The 19,910-nt window shown below is 51.6% G+C and carries 16 protein-coding genes; 10 read left to right on the forward strand and 6 right to left on the reverse strand.

The genetic code is table 11. The features are described 5' to 3' along the window. Positions 1–9: 9 nt before the first annotated feature. The 9 genes from lspA (at position 10) to ACSHSR_RS06105 (ending at position 8,438) form a co-directional block, all read left to right on the forward strand. Complete coding sequence (gene lspA / locus ACSHSR_RS06065) at positions 10–525, forward strand: signal peptidase II (RefSeq protein WP_025011911.1); 516 nt, start codon at positions 10–12, stop codon at positions 523–525. Positions 526–530: 5 nt separating this feature from the next. Continuing rightward, on the forward strand, positions 531–953 hold the full coding sequence (fkpB, locus tag ACSHSR_RS06070) for an FKBP-type peptidyl-prolyl cis-trans isomerase (protein WP_025887209.1): 423 nt from the start codon (positions 531–533) through the stop codon (positions 951–953). A gap of 1 nt (position 954) precedes the next feature. Further along, on the forward strand, positions 955–1,908 hold the full coding sequence (ispH, locus tag ACSHSR_RS06075; RefSeq protein WP_025011913.1) for a 4-hydroxy-3-methylbut-2-enyl diphosphate reductase: 954 nt from the start codon (positions 955–957) through the stop codon (positions 1,906–1,908). Between the two features lie 255 nt (positions 1,909–2,163). Then, entirely contained in the window at positions 2,164–2,715 is a 552-nt protein-coding gene (gene pilV, locus ACSHSR_RS06080) for a type IV pilus modification protein PilV (RefSeq protein WP_115390057.1), read from the forward strand. A gap of 4 nt (positions 2,716–2,719) precedes the next feature. Further along, positions 2,720–3,679 carry a PilW family protein gene (locus tag ACSHSR_RS06085; protein ID WP_025011915.1) on the forward strand — a complete coding sequence of 320 codons (960 nt, stop codon included), beginning with the start codon at positions 2,720–2,722 and terminating at the stop codon, positions 3,677–3,679. Between the two features lie 10 nt (positions 3,680–3,689). Continuing rightward, positions 3,690–4,148 carry a PilX N-terminal domain-containing pilus assembly protein gene (locus ACSHSR_RS06090; RefSeq protein ID WP_044735902.1) on the forward strand — a complete coding sequence of 153 codons (459 nt, stop codon included), beginning with the start codon at positions 3,690–3,692 and terminating at the stop codon, positions 4,146–4,148. After that, on the forward strand, positions 4,145–7,738 hold the full coding sequence (locus ACSHSR_RS06095) for a pilus assembly protein (RefSeq protein WP_062793895.1): 3,594 nt from the start codon (positions 4,145–4,147) through the stop codon (positions 7,736–7,738). Before ACSHSR_RS06090 ends, ACSHSR_RS06095 begins: the two co-directional genes overlap by 4 nt. Positions 7,739–7,746: 8 nt before the next feature. Continuing rightward, entirely contained in the window at positions 7,747–8,142 is a 396-nt protein-coding gene (locus tag ACSHSR_RS06100; protein WP_028779812.1) for a type IV pilin protein, read from the forward strand. After that, entirely contained in the window at positions 8,139–8,438 is a 300-nt protein-coding gene (locus ACSHSR_RS06105; protein ID WP_115390059.1) for a TapY2 family type IVa secretion system protein, read from the forward strand. The genes ACSHSR_RS06100 and ACSHSR_RS06105 overlap by 4 nt, the downstream gene beginning before the upstream one ends. Before the next feature lie 37 nt (positions 8,439–8,475). On the opposite strand, the gene ACSHSR_RS06110 is transcribed toward ACSHSR_RS06105, so the two are convergent. From ACSHSR_RS06110 to ACSHSR_RS06135, 6 genes are all read right to left on the reverse strand, one after another. Then, the gene (locus ACSHSR_RS06110; RefSeq protein ID WP_335902817.1) at positions 8,476–8,883 is read right to left on the reverse strand and encodes a CBS domain-containing protein; all 408 of its coding nucleotides are present in this window, start codon (positions 8,881–8,883) and stop codon (positions 8,476–8,478) included. Positions 8,884–8,934: 51 nt separating this feature from the next. Beyond that, positions 8,935–10,683, reverse strand: a complete 1,749-nt coding sequence (gene olsF / locus ACSHSR_RS06115; protein WP_275957365.1) for a bifunctional ornithine lipid synthase OlsF — start codon at positions 10,681–10,683, stop codon at positions 8,935–8,937. Positions 10,684–10,697: 14 nt separating this feature from the next. After that, complete coding sequence (locus ACSHSR_RS06120) at positions 10,698–11,564, reverse strand: UDP-2,3-diacylglucosamine diphosphatase (RefSeq protein ID WP_025011918.1); 867 nt, start codon at positions 11,562–11,564, stop codon at positions 10,698–10,700. Positions 11,565–11,653: 89 nt separating this feature from the next. Continuing rightward, positions 11,654–15,304, reverse strand: a complete 3,651-nt coding sequence (locus ACSHSR_RS06125; protein ID WP_208184958.1) for a two-component regulator propeller domain-containing protein — start codon at positions 15,302–15,304, stop codon at positions 11,654–11,656. A gap of 139 nt (positions 15,305–15,443) precedes the next feature. Further along, positions 15,444–16,721, reverse strand: a complete 1,278-nt coding sequence (locus ACSHSR_RS06130) for a YjiH family protein (RefSeq protein ID WP_479631510.1) — start codon at positions 16,719–16,721, stop codon at positions 15,444–15,446. Positions 16,722–17,094: 373 nt separating this feature from the next. Beyond that, complete coding sequence (locus ACSHSR_RS06135; protein WP_025887220.1) at positions 17,095–18,639, reverse strand: methyl-accepting chemotaxis protein; 1,545 nt, start codon at positions 18,637–18,639, stop codon at positions 17,095–17,097. 516 nt (positions 18,640–19,155) lie between these two features. Between ACSHSR_RS06135 and ACSHSR_RS06140 the strand changes: the two genes are divergently transcribed. Then, a complete protein-coding gene (locus ACSHSR_RS06140; protein WP_145839018.1) occupies positions 19,156–19,863 on the forward strand; it encodes a DUF998 domain-containing protein in 708 nt (235 codons plus the stop codon). Positions 19,864–19,910 lie beyond the last annotated feature (47 nt).

The following is a 19,910-nucleotide window of genomic DNA, read 5'->3' on the forward strand; positions in this document are numbered from 1 at the left end:
ATAATAAACATGCCCGCAGACTGGAAACAAAGTGGCCTGCGCTGGTATTGGGTGGCTGTGTTGGCTTTTTTGGCTGACCAGCTGTCCAAACAGTGGGTATTGGGTAACTTCAAGCTGTATGAATCGGTGCAGCTGTTGCCTTTCTTTAATCTGACCTATGTGCGCAACTACGGCGCCGCCTTCAGCTTCCTCAGTGATGCCGGTGGCTGGCAGCGTTGGTTATTTACCGCCGTCGCTGTCGGTTTCAGTGTGTTGCTGACCGTTTGGCTCAGACGGCAATCGGCCGGATTGTGGCGCCTAAACCTGGCTTACACTCTGGTAATAGGCGGCGCGCTGGGAAATCTTGTCGATCGCCTGATGCACGGTTTTGTGGTGGACTTCCTCGATTTCTACTGGAAAACCAGTCACTACCCGGCATTCAATATCGCTGACTCGGCTATCTGTGTTGGCGCAGTCCTGATCATCTGGGATTCATTTTTCGGCGGTGACAAGGCCGCTGCCAAGCAGAATGAAGCCAAGGAGTAACACAGATGTCTGATGTGAAATCCCTCTTGTGTCACCTGAATATACTGCTGGAAGACGGCTCGACCGCCGACAGCACCAAAGCCTCCGGTAAACCCGCCCGGCTCAATATCGGTGACGGTAGTCTGAGCCCGGCGTTTGAGGCTGAGCTTCTTAAGCTGAAAACCGGCGACAATCACAGCTTTACCTTGGCCCCTGCCGATGCTTTCGGCGAGTCCAATCCCGATGCCATTCATCACTTGGATCGCAGCCGATTCCCGGCAGATATGACGCTGGAACCCGGCGTTATCGTCAGTTTCGCCGGCCCTGGCGGCAGTGAAATACCCGGAATTGTCAGGGAGATAGCCGGTGATTCTGTCACAGTGGATCTGAACCATCCGCTGGCGGGCCATCAGGTGACATTTGAACTGGAAGTATTGCAGGAGCTTTGAAATGTCAGTAGCAAAATCTACCGGTCTTAACATATTGCTGGCCAATCCCAGAGGCTTCTGTGCCGGTGTCGATCGGGCCATCAGTATAGTGGAACGGGCGCTGGAACTCTTTTCCCCGCCTATCTATGTGCGCCATGAAGTGGTGCATAACCGTTATGTGGTTGAAGATCTCAAGCAGCGCGGGGCGATTTTTGTCGACGAACTGGATCAGGTACCCGACAACAGCATAGTGATTTTCAGTGCCCATGGGGTGTCGCAGGCGGTGCGCAATGAGGCCAAGCGTCGCGGTCTTAAGGTGTTTGATGCCACCTGTCCTCTGGTGACTAAGGTGCATCTGCAGGTGACCCGCGCCAGTCGTAAGGGGATTGAGTGCATTCTTATCGGTCATGCCGGTCATCCCGAAGTGGAAGGCACCATGGGGCAGTACGATAACCCTGAAGGGGGAGTCTATCTCATTGAGTCTCCGGCCGACGTGGATGCATTGCAGGTGAAAGAGCCGGACAATCTCTGCTTTGTCACCCAAACCACGCTGTCGGTGGATGATACCCTGGATATTATTGCTGCACTGCAGAAGCGGTTCCCTTCGATTGAAGGTCCTCGTAAAGACGATATCTGCTACGCGACCCAAAACCGCCAGGATGCGGTACGTAAGATGGCCCAGGATGTGGACTTGTTGATAGTGGTTGGCTCCAAAAACAGCTCAAACTCCAACAGACTGCGCGAATTGGCGCTCAAGTCTGGCACTCAGGCCTATTTGGTGGATAACGCCGATGATGTTGAGCGGGATTGGTTTGATGGCGTCAGCAAGGTTGCGGTTACTGCAGGGGCTTCTGCTCCTGAGGTGTTGGTGCAGCAGGTGGTTGAGGCCATAGCCAAACTGGCGCCAAGCGTGGTGACCGAAGTGGAAGGGCGCAAGGAAGATACCGTGTTTGCCGTTCCTGTGGAGCTAAGGTAAGAAGCCGCGGATTTATTGCGCTTATATAAGCAAAAAGCATTTTAAGAAGAGGCTATCTAAGCCTCTTTTTTTTATGGAAAAAATACCTCTTATAAGGCTTGAATTTATTAGCGTTCTTTGTTACTGGAGATTTACATTCGACTCAACTATCATTAACAGGTATTATTGTGGTCTTGAGCTAACTATAAGATATTAAAGAACTAATAGGCTGAATTTATTGTCAAAAACATGGCATTGTCTGGAGATTTGACACAGATGAAAAAACGGAGAGAGGGATTCTCTCTGATTGAGGTTATGGTAGCGCTCGTCATTTTGGTGATAGGGCTTATCGGGATATTTAATTTACATATAGTGGCAAAGCGCGCCAGCTTTGAATCATTTCAACAGACTCAGGCGGCATACTTTGCCAACGATATCCTCAATCGGATGAAGCTTAATAACACGGTACTGAATAATTACGACGACGGTTCTCCCTATTCCGGGGGCGGAAGTGCTCCTGCAAAATCCTGCGATGTGGCCCTTGGCGCCACTGTTACCTGTACTGCTGCCGAGACTCTGGCCTGGGATCTTTTCCAATGGCAAGAACTCTTTACCGGCGCCGCTGAAGCCGTGGGCAGCCAGAATGTCGGCGGCCTCGACAGTGCTACCGCTTGTCTGAATGTCAATGGCAGCAATGTCACTATTGTGATGGCATGGCGAGGCATTCAGGAAACCGCCGGCACCGCCTATGAAACGACTGACTGCGGCAGTAGCTTGGGTAAGCGCCGGCGGGTCTTTATCCTCAAGACAGTGATCAATCAAGGTTAAGGCGGTGAGTGTGAAAAATTCAAAGCAGTCGGGTTTTTCTCTGGTAGAACTCATGGTGGCCATGGTCATCAGTCTGTTTCTGGCGCTCGGATTGTTCGCCATGTTCAGTATGTCTGCCACTAATGTTACTACCACAGGGCAGTTCAATCAGTTACAGGAAAATGGCCGTATTGCGTTGGCCATCATGGTGCCGGATCTCAGTCAGGTAGGCTTCTTTGGTGATATGACAGGGACAGATTTCGTGCTGGGTACCAACGCTCGGGTCGATGATGCTGTCGGGACAGATTGTATTGGACAAGGGCTCAACAATGCCACTCTGCCCAATGGCCAACCGGCCCACTTCAGACGTCTTTGGGGGTACGAGGCCGGGGTGAGTGCCGGCTCACTGAGCTGTGTCAATTCAGCGATGACAGGGACTGATGTGATTCAGATTAAACGACTGGTAGGCCCTCCCGGAGCCACCAGTGGTTTTCGGGTGGCAGCAACGGCCAGCCAGGCGGTGTTTTTTAAAGATACAGATCCCGGCCTTGAAAACCAGAGGGTGTGGGAATACCAACACCATGTCTACTTTATTAAAGACAACAACGGCGTGCCGGTTCTGACCCGTAAATCACTCTCTGCCAGCGGAATGAACGTAGACGAGCCCTTGGTCGAGGGTATCGAAAACATGCGTATTCTCTATGGTTTCGACGAGAACGGTGATGACACGGCCGATAGCTTTATGCCGGTACAGAATGTGACGGATCTGATGTGGGACAACCAGTTGTTCCAGCGAATAGTGGCATTGAGAATATTTTTATTGGTGCGTTCGCCCAATGCTGACAATAGTTACACCAATAATGCGACTTACTCACTGGGCGACAAAACCGGCGACAGAGCCATCAGTGGTGGTGGCGATAACTTCCGCCGGAAAGTGGTTTCGACCACAGTGGTACTTGAAAACCCTGTGTTGATTAGGAACTAAGCAGATGAAAATAAGACAACAGCGGGGAGTCGTACTGTTCTTCGCACTTATCCTCTTGATTATTCTGACCCTGATTGGGGTGGCTCTGGCAGTTAACTCCAGTCAGTCGCTGCGTATGGCCGGCGCCGGTGCCGAGCGGGTGGAAGCCAAGGCCTTGGCCGACGGTGGTTTGCAGGCGGTATTGAATGCCAAGAGCCAAGCAGAATTGGCGACAATGACAGCGATAGATACAGGCAACAGCTATTCGGGTGGCACTCAGGTTTTGACGCCTCTGCCATTAAAGAGTGATGGCACTGTGGATGCCAGGAATGTTTCCTGTCAGCGTAGCAGGGATGCCAGCGGTACAGATCTTATCAAGTGCCGAAGAGTGGAGGTTTCCAGCCAGGTTAGGTACGGCCGGGACAACCTCGGGCAACTGACAGTTATCGAAGGAGTTGAGCAGGAAGTGCTTAACGGGAGCGGATCATGAAACTCAAAAAGTGTTTATGCGGTTTGTTGTTTGTGCTGGTTGGCTCTTCCGGGCAAGTCTCGGCCGATGATACAGACCTTTACTTGATCCCGCCGCCAAATCAGGGACGGGCCAAGGTGCTGATTATTTTTGATAATTCGGCATCCATGGGGACAATTGAGCAGGATGTCCCCGGTGGTTATGATCCAGCTAAGGACTATCCCCCAGTAGGTTCTTCTCATTCATATCAAGGAAGGATGATCTACTTTACCGTCGGCTCCGGGATGGATGATAGTTCATTACCTGTGCCGGACAGTCCTTCGGAGTCGAGACGTTTTAATGGGGTGCTTAATGGTTGTGCCGTCGCTAAAGCCGCTTTGGATAAGTATGGCCGTTTTACCGGTTACATCCGTGAATATCGATTTACCGGTCAAGGTAAAGGGACTTGGCAACCTATTAAGGAAAACAGCGGTGCTGAAAAAAACAACCCGGTGGACTGCTGGGAGGATATTGAAGCAGTCAATCCGGGTAATAATGGAGTTACTGTTGATGGTGTTACCTATAGTAGTGGATATCCTCAGAACAATGTTGAATCTGGAGCCGGTAAAAATAAAGTCTATCTTCCATATGGTGGCACAGATGCCAATGCACTGAATAATGCTAAACAGCTAGGTTTTAACCAAGGAGAGCTAGTTACTCTTTATACAGATAATTATCTGCGTTGGTATACCTTACATAAAAACGGCGAGTTGGATGATACTCAGGATCTCAGCCGACTGGATATTGCCAAGACGGCTATCTCCGGGGTAATAAGTTCGATGCCGACGGTCGATTTTGGCCTGGCAGTGTTTAACATGAATTATTCCCGTGAAGGTGATAGGGATGGTGGTCGGATAGTTGCGGGAATAAAGAAGCGAACTTCACCTGAAAAAGACACCCTTATCAGTACGGTTGAAAACCTGCCAGCTGAAACCAACACACCACTATGTGAAACTTTGTTTGAAGCCTACCGGTACTTTAGCGGCGGCCCTATTACTTTTGGACACGATGATCGCGACTACAGTAGCCGCAGTATTAAGTACAAGGCCAACCGGCCTATGTATGATACAACTATCGAGATTAATGGCCGCTATGAATCTCCAATGAGTGTCTGTAGTGATGTAGCCTATATAGTTTATGTAACAGACGGTGTGCCTACCCTGGACGACTCTGCTAACAACAGAATTGTTTCAATAACCAGTGCCTCTGGTGTTTCTTCCGATGGTAACTACAACCCTTTTACCTACGATTATGATCGTTACGGGGCAAAGAAAAGCTATTTACCGGCATTAACTAGTTATATGAACCGCAATGATATTCTGCCCTCGACACAAAAATTTCAAAGAGTGGTAACTCACACCATAGGTTTTGCGCTGGAGGAGGGCTCTGCTGCTGAGCCTTTATTGGTGGAGGCGGCCAGGAGAGGTGGTGGAGAATACCATGCCGCCAATAGCGTGGCTGAATTACAGCAAGCTTTCAGTAGTGTGCTTGACAGTATCACGGACGAAGGACAAAGGTTTTCGGCGCCTGGGGTAGCCTTCAGTAATGCTGACCCAACCCGTACTCTGGACTCTGCCTATTATGCCTTGTTCAGCCCATCTCAAGGGCCCAAGTGGGCCGGTAACCTAAAGAAGTTGAAGGTGAACCCTTCTGGCGTACTGATAGATGCCAACGACAGACCGGCTATCTCAAGTTCGGGTGGTATTGCGGACACGGCTTGTAGTCTATGGAGTAATTGCTCTCCGGACCCTGATGGCAACGATGTACAGGAAGGCGGTGCAGCCAGAACCATAGTACCTGACAGCCGTACTCTCTACAGTAACATCAAGGTAGGTGGCGGCCTGGCGACTCTGAGCAAGAATCAGGCTTCCAGCTATGCCGGTGGTGACCTTGCCTTGTTGACTCATATGAACATGAGTGTAGCCGCCGGTACAGAAAGCTCTGAGCTGGAAAAAGCCTTTGAGTGGATCAGGGGTAAAAATGTCGATAAAGATGAAAACGGCAAATTTACCTCTGACGATTACAACGGGGTTCGCGGCGATATCATGGGTGACCCCATGCACTCGCAACCGCTTGCCATTGACTTTGGTGGCGATGGCAATAGCAATGTGCGCATTTTCGTTGGCACCAACCATGGTATGTTACATGCCTTCAAAGACACGGGTAGCAGTGTTGAAGAGAGTTGGGCCTTTATGCCCTATGAGCTACTCAGTAATGTGCAGGAACTCAGAGATAACAGCTATGCCAATGGTCACAGTGTTTATGGCATAGATGGCTCGCCGGTTTCCTATTTGGAGCGCAACGACTCGGGTGCCATTACCAAGGCTTGGATCTTTTTCGGCATGCGCCGGGGCGGGAGTTCTTACTATGGCTTCGATGTTACCGCCCCGGATTCACCTCGAATGATGTGGCGGATTGACAACAATAGCGCCGGGTTTGCCAATATGGGGCAGACTTGGTCGACACCGGTTGTGACTAAGGTGCCGGGTTCGGATAAACCTGTAGTGATCTTCGGCGGTGGTTACAATCTGGGATATGACGCCAACACAGGCAGCAACTCAGATGGCCGCAATGTGTACTTGGTCGACGCCGAAACCGGAGTACTCAAGCATAGCTTTGGTGTCGGTGGTGGCACAGCGTTGACCGGCATAGAACACAGTATTGCCGGTTCAATAGCCACTCTGGACAGCAACAGCGATGGTGCTACAGACAGGTTATATGCCGCAGACCTTGGTGGTAATGTCTGGCGCATGGATATGCCTTCAGAAAACACCTCCAGTTGGAGTGGCTTCAAGTTTGCCTCTGTGGGCGGCGCGCTGGCATCTTCCGATCGCCGCTTCTTCTATGAGCCTGTGGTAGCCCAGACGGTATTTACCAATGTCACCCGGGTGACGACGACAGATGCCGACGGTAACACCAGTACTACTACGGCATATCAAAACGTACCTTATGATGCCGTCACGCTCGGCAGTGGTAACAGGGCATCACCACTTGATTCTGATACTGAAGATATGTTCTTTGTGCTGCAGGATCGCAACGTGGTGACCAAGACTTTTGGCGGCTCAGGTGCGACTGTGCCCAGCCCGATCACTTTGGCCAACCTTTACAATGTGACATCTGCGGCGCCAAGCAGCGACAGTGAGAATATCGACTTTGGTACCAAGCTGGGCTGGTACTATAACTTCTCTGTCATTGGTGAGAAGAGTCTTTCACCTTCGGCCATCATCAAAGGGCGTGTCTACTTCACCTCCTTTGTTCCTGCTCAGGATACAGCTGAAACCGAGAGTAGTTGCTTAATATCATCAACAGGCCGTTTATATAGCTTCGACCTGCATAAAGGCGGGCGTTACAATTATGAGTTTTTGGAAGTGTGTGAGGATTGTATTCCTCAGCCACCCAAGATCATTACTCCACCCAAAGATCCAGATGACCCCGATAATCCGGACAATCCAGATGCTGCCTTGATTATTGGTCGCGGTGAGTGTGATGAAACCGGTGAAAACTGTTCCGGTACAGTGGCACTGGATACAGGCCTGAGTACCAACAAGATTTATTATCATGTGAATGAGTAGGATAAGAGATGAAAAAAGCAGCGGGTTTTACCCTGATTGAAGTCATGATCACTGTGGTCATTATCGGCATACTGGCGGCGATCGCTTATCCCTCTTATGTGCAGTACATTGCCAAGAGTACCAGGGCTGAGGCTCATGCAGCCTTGATGCGACTGGCCAATCTGCAGGAGCAGTACTATTTGGACAATCGCACTTACGCCACGGATATGACCAAACTGGGGCTCAATGCCAGCCCCTTTATTACTGAAAATGGTCACTACAGCATAGCGTCAACCGGCACCGGCAGTTTTACCCTGACAGCAACGGCGCAAGGGGTACAGGCCAGTCGTGACAGCAAGTGCAAGACGCTGACCTTGACTGACGCCGGGGTTAAAGGCGGCGCCTCTGCGGAGTGTTGGAAATGATGAAATCAATCAAATATGGCTTGTTGCTCATCTTGCCCGGTATCGTTTTGACTGCCCAAGCCGCCGAGCGGCAAGAGGTGAAGTGTCACTTGATCACCAGCAAGGGAGAGCAAATTGCCTTTTATCGCTGGGATCTGGAAAAGCAGCCGCTATTGATGGCGCGTTTGAGTAGCAAGCCGCTCAAGGATGCTCAGGGGAAACGTTACTATATCAAGCAGGCCAGTGAGTGTGTGTTGCTCAATGAGGAGTTCAGCTCTGAAAAGGCCCGTAAGTTGGATGAGGTAACTCTGAGATAGCTTTCACTCAGGCCTATGAAGTCTGAGCCTATTGTGGTTAACAGCAATAGGCTCGCAATAGATCCTTCCAGGTCACTATGCCGACAATCTCACCGTTTTCCAGTACCGGCAGTGAACCTATATCTTTCTCCAGCAGTAGTCTGGATGCCTGCGCCAAGCCTAGATGCGGCGCAACGGTCACAGGATTACGGCTCATCACTTGATGCACCCGCTTATTGAGGGTCTCCAGATCTCTGCTGGTGGCCGTTTCGCTGCCAAGATTGGGGCTTAAGGCCCGCAGCAGATCCCGCTCGGACAAGACGCCTTCCAGCTTGCTTTCATCATCCACCACCAGTAGATGATGAAAGCCTGCATGATGAAATATCTCTTTGGCCACACTCAGGCGGTCGTCCATTTCCACTGTAACGACCCGGGTGATCATGATATCGGCGATGCAGAGCTGCATAGGGATCCTCCATAACCTTTTCTTTGTTATATCAGAGCCCTGTCAATAATGCTAACTCGGAGCGTTGTCATCTTGCTGATTGAGTTCCTGCAGATGACAATCGATATAGCGGCTGCGTTTCTTGAACTTGAGTTTGTCCAAGTCCACCAGCACCAAACCATCGATACAGTCGGCAAAGTCGGCATCTACTCCAAAGGCGAGAAAGCGCACCCCATCAGGCTGGCAAAGTTCGCCGTATTGCTTGTAGAGAGTTGGCACAGCGGCGCCCATACTGGCAAGGGTCTGCTTGAGCAGTTTGAATGCGCCTTGGTAATCTGAATCAACATAGAGCTTATCCAGCTCAGCCTGGCGCTCAGGAGGCAGACCAAAAGGCGTGAAAGACTGTGCCAGCTGTGTCTTACAGGGAAACTGCTGCAGGTAGAAGTGCACCAACATCTCCTTGGCCTGTGCCGGCAACTGATTGCTTATGGTCACAGGACCGAAAAGGTAGCGGTAGCCGGGATGACGAGCCAGAAAGGCACCTATGCCGTACCAGAGATAATCGAGACTGCGCTTTCCCCAATATTTAGGCTGCACAAAGCTGCGGCCGAGCTCCAGGCCCTTGGCGAAATAGGGAGCAAATTCTGATTGATAGTGAAACAGTGACTCACTGTAGAGGTTTTCACCTGCATTGTGCAAGCGGGCGACTTCGGCAAAGCGGTAGGCGCCGACTATCTCCAGTTCCTTGGGATCCCAGAGTACCAGGTGCAGATAACTGGAGTCGTATTTGTCTATGTCTCTGCGTTTTCCCGTGCCTTCACCCACGGCGCGAAAAGCCAGTTCCCGCAGCCGACCTATTTCCCGCATCACTGGGCTGCTGCCCTGATGGCGATAGAGGAAAATCTGTTTGTCATCCTGAGTTTGACCAAGCTGTTCGCACTGCAGTAAAGCCTGTTGCAACTCACGACGTTTTTCCGGATGGGCGATGGCACTCTGGGTGTTGAACAGTGGGCTGCGGTTCTTGCCTATGCGATAGAGGTGGTTCTTCAGCAGACTGACCCGGGTTTTGAGTGGGAAGTCACTGCCGCTGACCGCTTCGGCCGGGATAAGCTCGCCGATACGCACTGGCAGAGTATTACTGGCTTGTTTAAACATCTCCTTCACCAACAGCAGGGTAGCCAAAGGTTTATACAAGATGGAAGCACCGTAAAAGGTCGCCGAGTTCTTGGCATCGACATACATGGGCAGCAGCGGCGCATTGCAGCTGATAGCCATCTTCAGGAAGCCGGTTTGCCACTGGGTATCGCGAATGCCGCTTGGTCTGAGCCTGGAAACCTCACCCGATGGAAAGATGAGCACAGCGCCTTCACTGCGCAGATGCTGATGGATCTTCTCCAGGTGTTGTCTGGGGGTTCCGCCAGTCATATTGCGAACCGGCAGCAGGATATTGTGCAGTGGCGTCAGTGTCATCAGCAGCTCGTTGGCAACCACTTTAATGTCAGGCCTGACTTCGCTGATAAGTTTTATCAGCACCAGAGCATCCAGCGAACCTATTGGATGATTGGCGAAGATAACGACTCGGCCCTGATGGGGAATGTTTTCCACCTCACTGTCCGGCACCGTATAGCTGACGGCAAAGCTTTCCAGCACTTGTTCAACAAAATCCACGCCCTTGAGAAAACTGAATTGGCCGGCGATATCATTGCACTCCCGCTCATTGAGAAGATAACGCAGTAAGGCCTTGGTTGGCTTGGCGAGCCAAGGCTTGCTGTTGATATTGGGCAGATTGGATTCCACGACTTTATCGACGGTAAACATCATAATGGGTACCTGATTTAAGCAGCTTGTTGTTCTTGTCCCTGCCAGGCGAAGCGTTTCAGTACTTCGGTCCGGCCCAGTTGTTCATTCCAGCGCTCGAGTTGCAGCTCGCCCTCGAGGGTTTCAGTCAATAGGGTGCAGTTCTCTACCCAGTCACCATCATTGGCATAGATAAAACCGCTCATTTCCGTGAGCTCCGGCTGGTGAATATGGCCACAGATGATGCCGTCCACCTTCTGCTTGCGGCCATAACGCACCACGGCTTCGCGAAAACTGTTGATAGCTTGTTGAGCCTTGCCGACTCTTTGCTTGATAAAGCCGGCCAAAGACCAATAGGGATAACCGAGACGGCGGCGAACCTTGTGCAACTGGCGGTTGAGAAACATCAAGACATCGTAGAGGTGATCGCCGAGGCGGGCGGTGATGCGGCCGATACAGACTTCGGAGTCAAACTGATCGCCATGCAGCATCAGCAGGGTCTTGCCACTCAGGGTTTGATGTCTGTACTCTTTGCTGATAATGACATCGGCGAGTTGCAGCTGGTGGTAGTCCTTAAACAGCTCGTCATGGTTGCCGGGCAGATACACCAGCTTGATGCCGCTCTGTGCCATTTGCAGCAGTTTTTGCAGCAGTTGGTTGTGACTCTCGGGCCAGAATACCCGGCGTTTGAGGGCCCAGATATCGACTATGTCCCCCACCAGATACAGCACTTTGGGCTGAACGCTGTTTAGGAAATGCAGCAGATATTCGGCCTTGCAGTCAATGCTGCCCAGGTGAATATCCGAGAGCCAGAGGGCGTTGAGCTTGATGACAGACTCGGCTGCGCGGCGGGAGGATGGGTGAAATGTCGATGGTTTGTTGACCAATGACTTGCTGTCTTTCATCGCGGCTCCTGGATAAAACCAGTGAAACGGGTTTGACTGTGAAAGACTCTAAGTCAGTTATTTGACCTTGAAGTGACGTCTTGATGACCTTATTGTGACGCCCCTGAACTTACCTCGATATCATTTGGCAGTATGATGCGGAACTCGCTGCCATGACCCGGTGCGCTGATCAGGCGGATCTCGCCGCCAAGTACTTGAGTCACCAGGTTATAGACTATGTTCATCCCCAGGCCACTGCCGCCTTTACCGCGTTTGGTAGTAAAAAAGGGAACAAAAATATTTTGTTGTACTTCGGTATTCATGCCGCAACCATCATCACGGTAGACAAGCTCTATGCCGTTATCTGTGCGGCTGACATTGAGCGACATCCGTCCCTCGCTTCCTTCTGGAAAGGCGTGTACCAGCGAATTGGTAAACAGGTTACTGATAATTTGGTAAAAGACGCCCGGAGTGGAGTTGAGGGTGATGTCGGCCGGGCATTGATAGCTGTACTTGTGAGGCGAGCGGTGCAACATGGGGTTGAGCGACAGGAAAATCTCATCCAGATAGTGCCCCAGGTTAAATTCCCGCAGTTCTTCATGGGACTGATCGACGGAGAGCTGTTTGAAGCTGCGGATCAGCTTGGCGGCGCGTTCCAGGTTGGTCAGCATCAGTCGGCTGCAGTCGGCCACTTCACTCTGGTACTGTTCGAAATCCTGCTGATCGACATCCTCGGCGTAAAAGCGCTTGTTGAAGGCTTTAACATTCTCCGCCAGATGCGAAGCCGCGGTGACACAGATACCTATGGGAGTGTTGACTTCATGGGTGATGCTGGCAACCAGACCACCAAGTGTGGCCATTTTCTCCTTATCCAGCAGTTCAGACTGCGCCAGTCGTAACTCTTCCAGGGTGTGGTTCAGTTCATCATTGCTCTGTTGCAGCGCTTCAGTGCGCTGTTTAACCCTCTGCTCCAACTCCTGATTGAAACGACGCAGTGCCGATTCGGTTTCTTTCAGTTTCTGAATATCCTTGATGGTTCCTGTAATCCTTAAAGGGCGCCCCTCTTGATCCCTGGCCATGACCCGGCCACGGTTGAGTACCCAAAGCCAGCTGTCGTCCTGGGTCTTGCCGCGATAGCTGAGTTCAAATTCTTGCCGGTCTTTATGGAGGCAGGCATCAATCTCGGGCCAGATGAGCGGCAAGTCTTCGGGATGGACACAGCGCTCCAGCGTATCTTTCAGGTGGGTTTCGGGCTCGGGATACCAGAGAAATGCGTTATTGCGATTGGCCTCCTGTGCCTGCAAATCCCAATCCCAAAACTCATCGCCACTGCCGATAAGTGCCAGTTGCAGCTTTTGCTCGCTGCTCGCCACCTGTTGCAGCAGTTTTCGTTGCTCAATAAACTTCTGCCACCTGTTATAAGCAAAGCCAAATATCAGGCTCAGCAACAATAAGCTGTAAATAGTATAAGCCCAGGGGCTTTGCCAGGGCCTGGGGGTTATGCTCAGCAGCAGGCTCTGCGCCGGGCTGGTATTGCCGTCAATATCCACGGCTCTGACCATAAAGCGATAGTCACCGGGTTTGAGCGCCGGGAAGAAGGCGGTTCTGGCCCCCCGGGTATTGAGCCACTCCTGCTGCATGCCTTCGAGTTTGTATTGATACTCAAGATGCCTGGCGTGATGCAGGTTCGGGCTGTGGAATTTGAGACTCAGCGGCAAGGTATCAACCCCCAGAACCAGTTTCTGTCGGCTCCAGGGTTTTGGTGCGTGCTCTTGTGTTTGCCCCAGGGCCTGCAGTTCATCTATGATCGGCTGCGCCGGAGGTTTCCTCGCGGGTAAAGCGGGGGGCTGGATATGGTTGAGACCTTTTACACCGCCGAGAAACAAGCTACCGTCCCGATCGAGAAACCCGGCGCCAAAGTTGAACTCGTTGGCTTGCAAGCCATCTTCATAAGCAAAATTACGGCTTGTGCCTGTTGCGGGATCCAGCCATGACAGGCCGCTGGCGCTGCCAATCCAGAGTTTGTTGTCGGCATCATGTTGCATCAGGTAGGCGACATCGCCTATCAGGCCGTGTTGGCGATCAAACATTTGATACTGCCCGCTATCCGGGGTGAATGAGAATACGCCGTCACTGGATGCTATCCATAACTGTCCATCCGGATGTTGGTAGATGGAAAACAGATGCTTGCTGGGTAGAGGGACTTCAGTATCCGTGGACCAATGAGATACACTGCCATCCGGCTTGAGCCTGAATAGGCCTTCACCGTAACTGGTGATCCAGATATTGCCGCCGTTATCCTCCAGTATCGAAGTGGTTTCTGTTTTGGGCAGCGGCGTGGCATCCGGCGCGGCAAAGCCTTTTTCGATACCAAGATAACGGCTGACTCCGGCTTCTTTGGTTGCTATCCAGGCAATGCCACTTTGATCAAAGGTTAAACTGTAGAGGGTGTTGGCCGGTAGTGAGCCCGGTTCATTGGCCTGATGGCGATAGTGCAGATAGCTGTCGCGCTCGGCATTGAAGATCAGTAAGCCTTCGCCCCGAGTGCCAATCCACAGCCGGCCCTGACTGTCTTCTTTGATAAAACCGATAAAGGCCTTATCCAGCAGTTGGCTTGCTAGCGGCGAGGGTTTGAAGCCTTGAATTTTGCCCGAGTCAGACTCCAGTGCCTGATAAAGGCCGCTGGCGGTGCCGACCCAGAGTTGCCCCAGATGATCGCGAAAAATCGCTCTGACATCGCCATTACCCAGGTTGTGGTTCTCGAAACTGTTGGGGAGCAGTTTTCCCATGGCTTCCTGATTGAGATCCAGCTTACCGAGACCGGCTCCCTTGGTCGCTATCCAAAGTTGGTTGCTGTCATCCAGATGCAGCGTCTGGATGGTCTTGCCATCGCTGTTTGGTTGCCAAAGAAGCTCCCGGGTTTGAGGTGTAAATCGCAGCAGACCGAGTTTATCCACCGCCAACCAGAGCCGTTGCTGTGGATCCAAAACCATATGCCGAATGCCGGCATCGCCAAGTTGGTTGATGGAGTAAGGCACGGCCTCGGTTCCCAAAGACCAGTGCCAGAGCGTTCCTTTGCTTGCGAGCCATAAACTGCCGTCTTTGGCCTGTATCAGAGACTCTACCGGAGCAGACTGCGGCAATATTGCCATCTGTTGCCAGGACTTGCTGTCATCCAGCTGCCAGAGCGAGTCTCCTGCAAGATACAAGTCGCCGGAAGGTGTTGCATAAAACCTCAGTTGTGAAACGGTATTTGTCTGAAGCTGCTGGCTATCCAGGCGTTGGCGGCGTTTGGGGTCGTAGCGCCAAACCTTTGCATCATCCATCAGCAGCCAGAGCATGCCTTGTTTGTCTTCTGCCAGCTCGCGGATCCCGGTCAGCGGCAGATCGGCTTCGGCACCCAATATTTCAAAGCGGCCACTGTCCGGATGATAAAGATTCAGGCCATCGCTCAAGGTCAGCAGCCACAACTCCTTCTGGCTTGAAAACAACAGTCTTTCAATGTGATTGCCACTAGGGCCGTAGGGAGCGTCCTGCTTACTGTAGATTCTGAAATGTTCGCCATCGAAGCGGTTGAGTCCGGCTTGAGTGGCTATCCACAGGTGACCACGATCGTCTGTGGCGAGGTCATTGACAGTGTTCATCGACAAGCCGTCTTCGGCCTGAAATTGCTCAAGGACGGGGCGATAGCCCAATGACGGTGTCAGGCTATCGAGGCACCAAAGTGCCGTAAAAAGGAGCAGAAACGCAAAGATTTTCACCGAAAAGCCTCAAAAACGGACTTTTTTCAGTGTAGATGCTGGTGGCCGAAATGCGAATTTTGTGAGCACATTCTAGTGCTTAGAAATAAAAAAAGGCCGCATGTAGCGGCCGTTGTGGGGAAGTCCGGCTAAATTGCCCTTAGAACAGTAGATGTGCCATCCCGGCAATCACAGGCAGAGTAACCAGGGTTCGCAGCAGGAAGATGGCAAACAACTCCCAAATTTTCACCGGTATCTTGCTGCCGATAAGCAAGGCACCTACTTCACTCATGTAGATCAATTGGGTGACAGACAGCGCCGCAATCACAAAGCGTGTCATGTCGGATTCTATGCTGGTGGCCAGAATCGAGGGGATAAACATATCGGCAAACCCGACGACTATAGTCTTGGAGGCTTGGGTAGCTTCGGGGATCTGCATCAGTTCCAACAATGGAATAAAAGGCTTACCAAGATAGTTAAATACCGGGGTGTATTCGGCGATGACCAGAGCTATGGTACCTAATGCCATTACGACGGGGAGCACACCGAAGATCATATCGATGACATTTTTCACCCCTTCGGAGAGCACCTTGAATACGCCACCTGTGTGGGACGCCTTGGTGAGCGCCAGATCCAGTCCCCAGGACAGAGAGTTATGACCTGCTGGCAGCGACTCATCATCTTTTTGTCTGGGGCTGCCATCAATATAAACATCCTTCTTGCGCGACAGCGGCGGCAACTTGGGCACTATTATGGCGGCAACAATACCGGCCAGACAGACTGTCAGGTAGAAGGGTACAAACATCGCCTGCAGTTTCACTTGGGTGAGTACCACAAGGGTAAAAGTGATAGAGACTGCCGAGAAGGTGGTGCCGATAACCGCCGCTTCACGCTGGGTATAGAAGCGGTTCTCATACTGTTTACTGGTCAGCAAAATACCAACGCTACCATCCCCGAGCCAGGAGGCCATACAGTCGATGGCGCTGCGTCCCGGCAGGTTGAACACCGGCCGCATCAACTTGGTCAGTAAGGTTCCGAAGAGTTCCAGCAGGCCAAAGTTGAGCAACAAAGGCAGGAACATACCGGCAAAAAAGAATACACAGAACAGCAGTGGCAACAGGCCATTCATCACCAAGGTGCCGGTGGAATCGGCTATGAGCATCTCAGGGCCAACCTGGAAGAAGGTCAGACAGATAAATATGGCGCCCAAAACCCTGACCAAGAGCCAGGCAGGGCTGATATTCAACAGGGAATTGAGAAACTTGCTGCGGCGGATAAAAGCGGGGCGCAGGAGTTTCACCAATACACTGGCCGTGGCGGTAAATACCACTATGGCGCAAATTATGCTGGTCAAATAATCATTGAGCAAATTCTTGAGTTCACCGGCCAACACCGCCACAGGAATGGTCAGTTCGTTGTTATAGCTGATAGGCGTCATAAAGAGTAAGACGCCGAGCAGAGATGGCACCAGGAAGGTGAGTATGGTTGTTATGTTGCGGGGTTGTTTTTCGTCTGCCACGGTTATTACACCCTGAATCTACACTAATTGGATGAGTAACAAAGCTACTCGCCAGGGGCAATATTGGCTCTGAATGCATTTTCATTCAACCGGCCCCCGAATTTAAGGGGGCAAGATTACCCCCTTAGCGCGGCTATGTAAATTCATTCGCTGTCAGTTCTGTCTCTTTGATCACAACAGCATAGTTATTTCCTGTCCTTGCTTAATTATTATTTGAGCAATTCCTTATGAAAAATCCTTCAAAAAGAAATGGTTAGATATTTGTTGCTCAGGCTGAACCTGGGCTTTGGTATCAGCCGAAAGTCTGTCTCAGGTTCAGCGACCTGTCGGCACTGGCCTTTAACTGCAATACGGCTTGCTCAACCTGACACAGGGCGCTGACATTGTCATTGGTGGCGCCGTGAATCGTCTGTATGCCGCCTGCTATCTCTTGCACTACTTGCCCTTGCTGGGTTGCCGCCACGGCGTTTTGTCTGGCGAGATCGTGTATTTCAGCCATCCCCTGATTAACTGTGTTGATGGACTCCACAGCCGACAATGCTTCAGTGGCGCACTCCTGTGCCTGTTGTCTACTGGCTTCCATCTCATTGGCCCACTGGGTCAGCATGCTGAACATGGCCTCTATGCTGGCAGATATACTCTTGGTGGACTGCTGGGTGCGGCCGGATAAGGCTCTGACCTCATCGGCGACCACCGCAAAGCCGCGTCCCTGTTCGCCGGCTCTGGCTGCTTCTATGGCTGCATTGAGAGCCAGCAGGTTGGTTTGGTCGGCAATGGCGTCGATTTCCGACATGGCGTTGGCAACTTGCTGTGCTTCATCGTTCAGGCGTTTGGCATTGGAAGCCGCCCTGGCAACATCATCGGCCAGGTGGAGAATATGTTCACTGTTCTGATGCATCACATCCCGGCTTTGACGACAGAGGCCATAAGCCTCATCTATACGGCCTGAGGTTGCCTGGGTGTTGTCGGCCACCTCACTGATAGTGGCATGCAGTTCTTCGATGGCACTGGCTATCTGCTGCATCTGTTGTTGTTCCAGATCCATGCCGACTCTGGCCTGCTCTGTGGCCACCACCAACTGAGCGGCAATATCATTGGTTTTAAGCGCTTGATCCTGAGTCCGGCCCAAAACGCCCTGAAGCATGGCGGCCTTACGCTGCAACTGAAATTCGAGCACGGATGACGTATCGTGCCCGGCATAGATGAAGCGACTGACAGAGTCGTACTCTTGCTTGAGTGCCATCAATCGTGCCGGAATACGAAAGGCTTCGTCATAGAAGATAGCCAGATTGAGCGCCATCAACATGGCTCCGGCCAACACCACGCCCCAGCCCCAGATATAGCCGCTAAGCAGTAAGCCAGAGCCGGCCATCAGTGCCGAAAGCAAGCGTTTTTGCGTCAGCGTCAGCGGATCTTTGACCCTTTTGCCCTGATTCAGGCGACTGTATACCTTGATGGCCCGTTTGATGGTGCCTTGACTGGGTTTAACCCTGACAGATTGATAACCAATGATTTTTCCCTGCTCAAAGATGGGGGACACGAAAGCATCGACCCAGTAAAAACCACCGTCCTTACAACGGTTTTTGACCAATCCCCGCCAGGAACTGCCGGCCTTGAGGCATTGCCACATTTCGGCAAAGGCCGCCTTGGGCATGTCGGGATGGCGAACCATGTTGTGGCTGTGGCCTAACAGCTCGGCTTCAGAAAAACCCGATATCTCAGCAAAGGCCGGGTTGACGTAAGTGATAACGCCGCGAAGATCTGTGGTGGAAATGAGTTCGTCGGTGGATTGCAGACAGACTTCCCTGTCTGTGGTGGTGGAATTCCTTCTGGACATCTTTAATTCCGGCTCAGAGTTAGTGGCCCGATATTGATTCAGGCCTTATTATCATTTTAAGTGTGATAAGCATAACATTTTTGTGGTTATTTGAGTGAGCGCTTTTTGCAAATTTTTTAGAGGTAAAGCGTTTGCAGGTTATTGATATGTATACTAATTGAAAACTTCGATGGTCAGTGTTTTGGTCGGGATAAAACTCTGTAAACAAGCTATCCAACGGCTGGACACAGTGAAATCTGCTAGCGCTGTATTTTTTCTCCTGGGCGGAACTGTAGTTTCCAGACCCGGCATGATCTTGGTAATCAAGGCTATTGTCATCTCCTGCGGGAGGATATGCCAAAACAGCAAAGGATGGCCGAGGCACCAAAGTGCAATAATTCGACCGGAAGCGAATTTTGTTGTTTAAACTCGGGTAAATAAGCGATCGGTAACGCAAAAAGACCTTGCCCGGGCTTTAAAAAAAAACTGGAGCATGTAAGTTAGACAGCAGAGAATAAATCCGGGGCATACACTGGCATGTTAAGAAGACAGAGACTGGCAAGAATGGCGTTGAGCTTTGGTTTGCTGGGACTCTTTGGACTGCTGCTTGGCCTGGGGTTGGTTATCTGGGGCTATCAGAGCGGCGATGGGCGGGAGTTCAGCCTGCTCAATCACAGCCTGAGTGAGCTGGGCAGTTATGGCCATTCTAAGTTGGCGGTACTGCTCAATGGTGGTTTGTTCTTCGGCAGTTTGAGCCTGGTGCTCTGTTGGTTATTCACCCTGCAGTTGTCTCGCTTATTGAGCGGCCATCTCCTGTATCTCAGCCTGACCCTGACTTGTATGGCCCTGGCCGGTGTTGGCCTGTTTCCCGTCAATGTCTATCACCTTCATATCCTGATGCTGAAGTGGTTCTTTATCTTTGGCTGTATCAGCGTCGGCTGCTACCTGGCTTATCTGCTGCAGCGCCCCTTTGGTGCCGCCACTCTGTGGACTCTGATCCCGGCGCTTATCAGCGGCGTCAGTCTGGGCGCTTTTCTGTTTCTACCGCATCTTGAACTTGGTATTACCGAGGGGGATAACCCCTTTTACCATGAGTTGGTGCTGCAATTACCTCGGCCTGACTTTTGGTGGCCGGCAGTCCTCGAATGGCTGGGGCTCGGCAGCTTTATGCTCTGGGTCTTGTGTTTGTTGCTGTGCACAAAAAAGGCCCCCGATGAACAGGAGCCTGTTGAAAGTCCTTATTGAGGGCCGCCCGGCAGAGACGCTATGGCTTCTTGCTTAGAGGCTTGCTT

Source organism: Shewanella sp. VK101 (assembly GCF_056497865.1).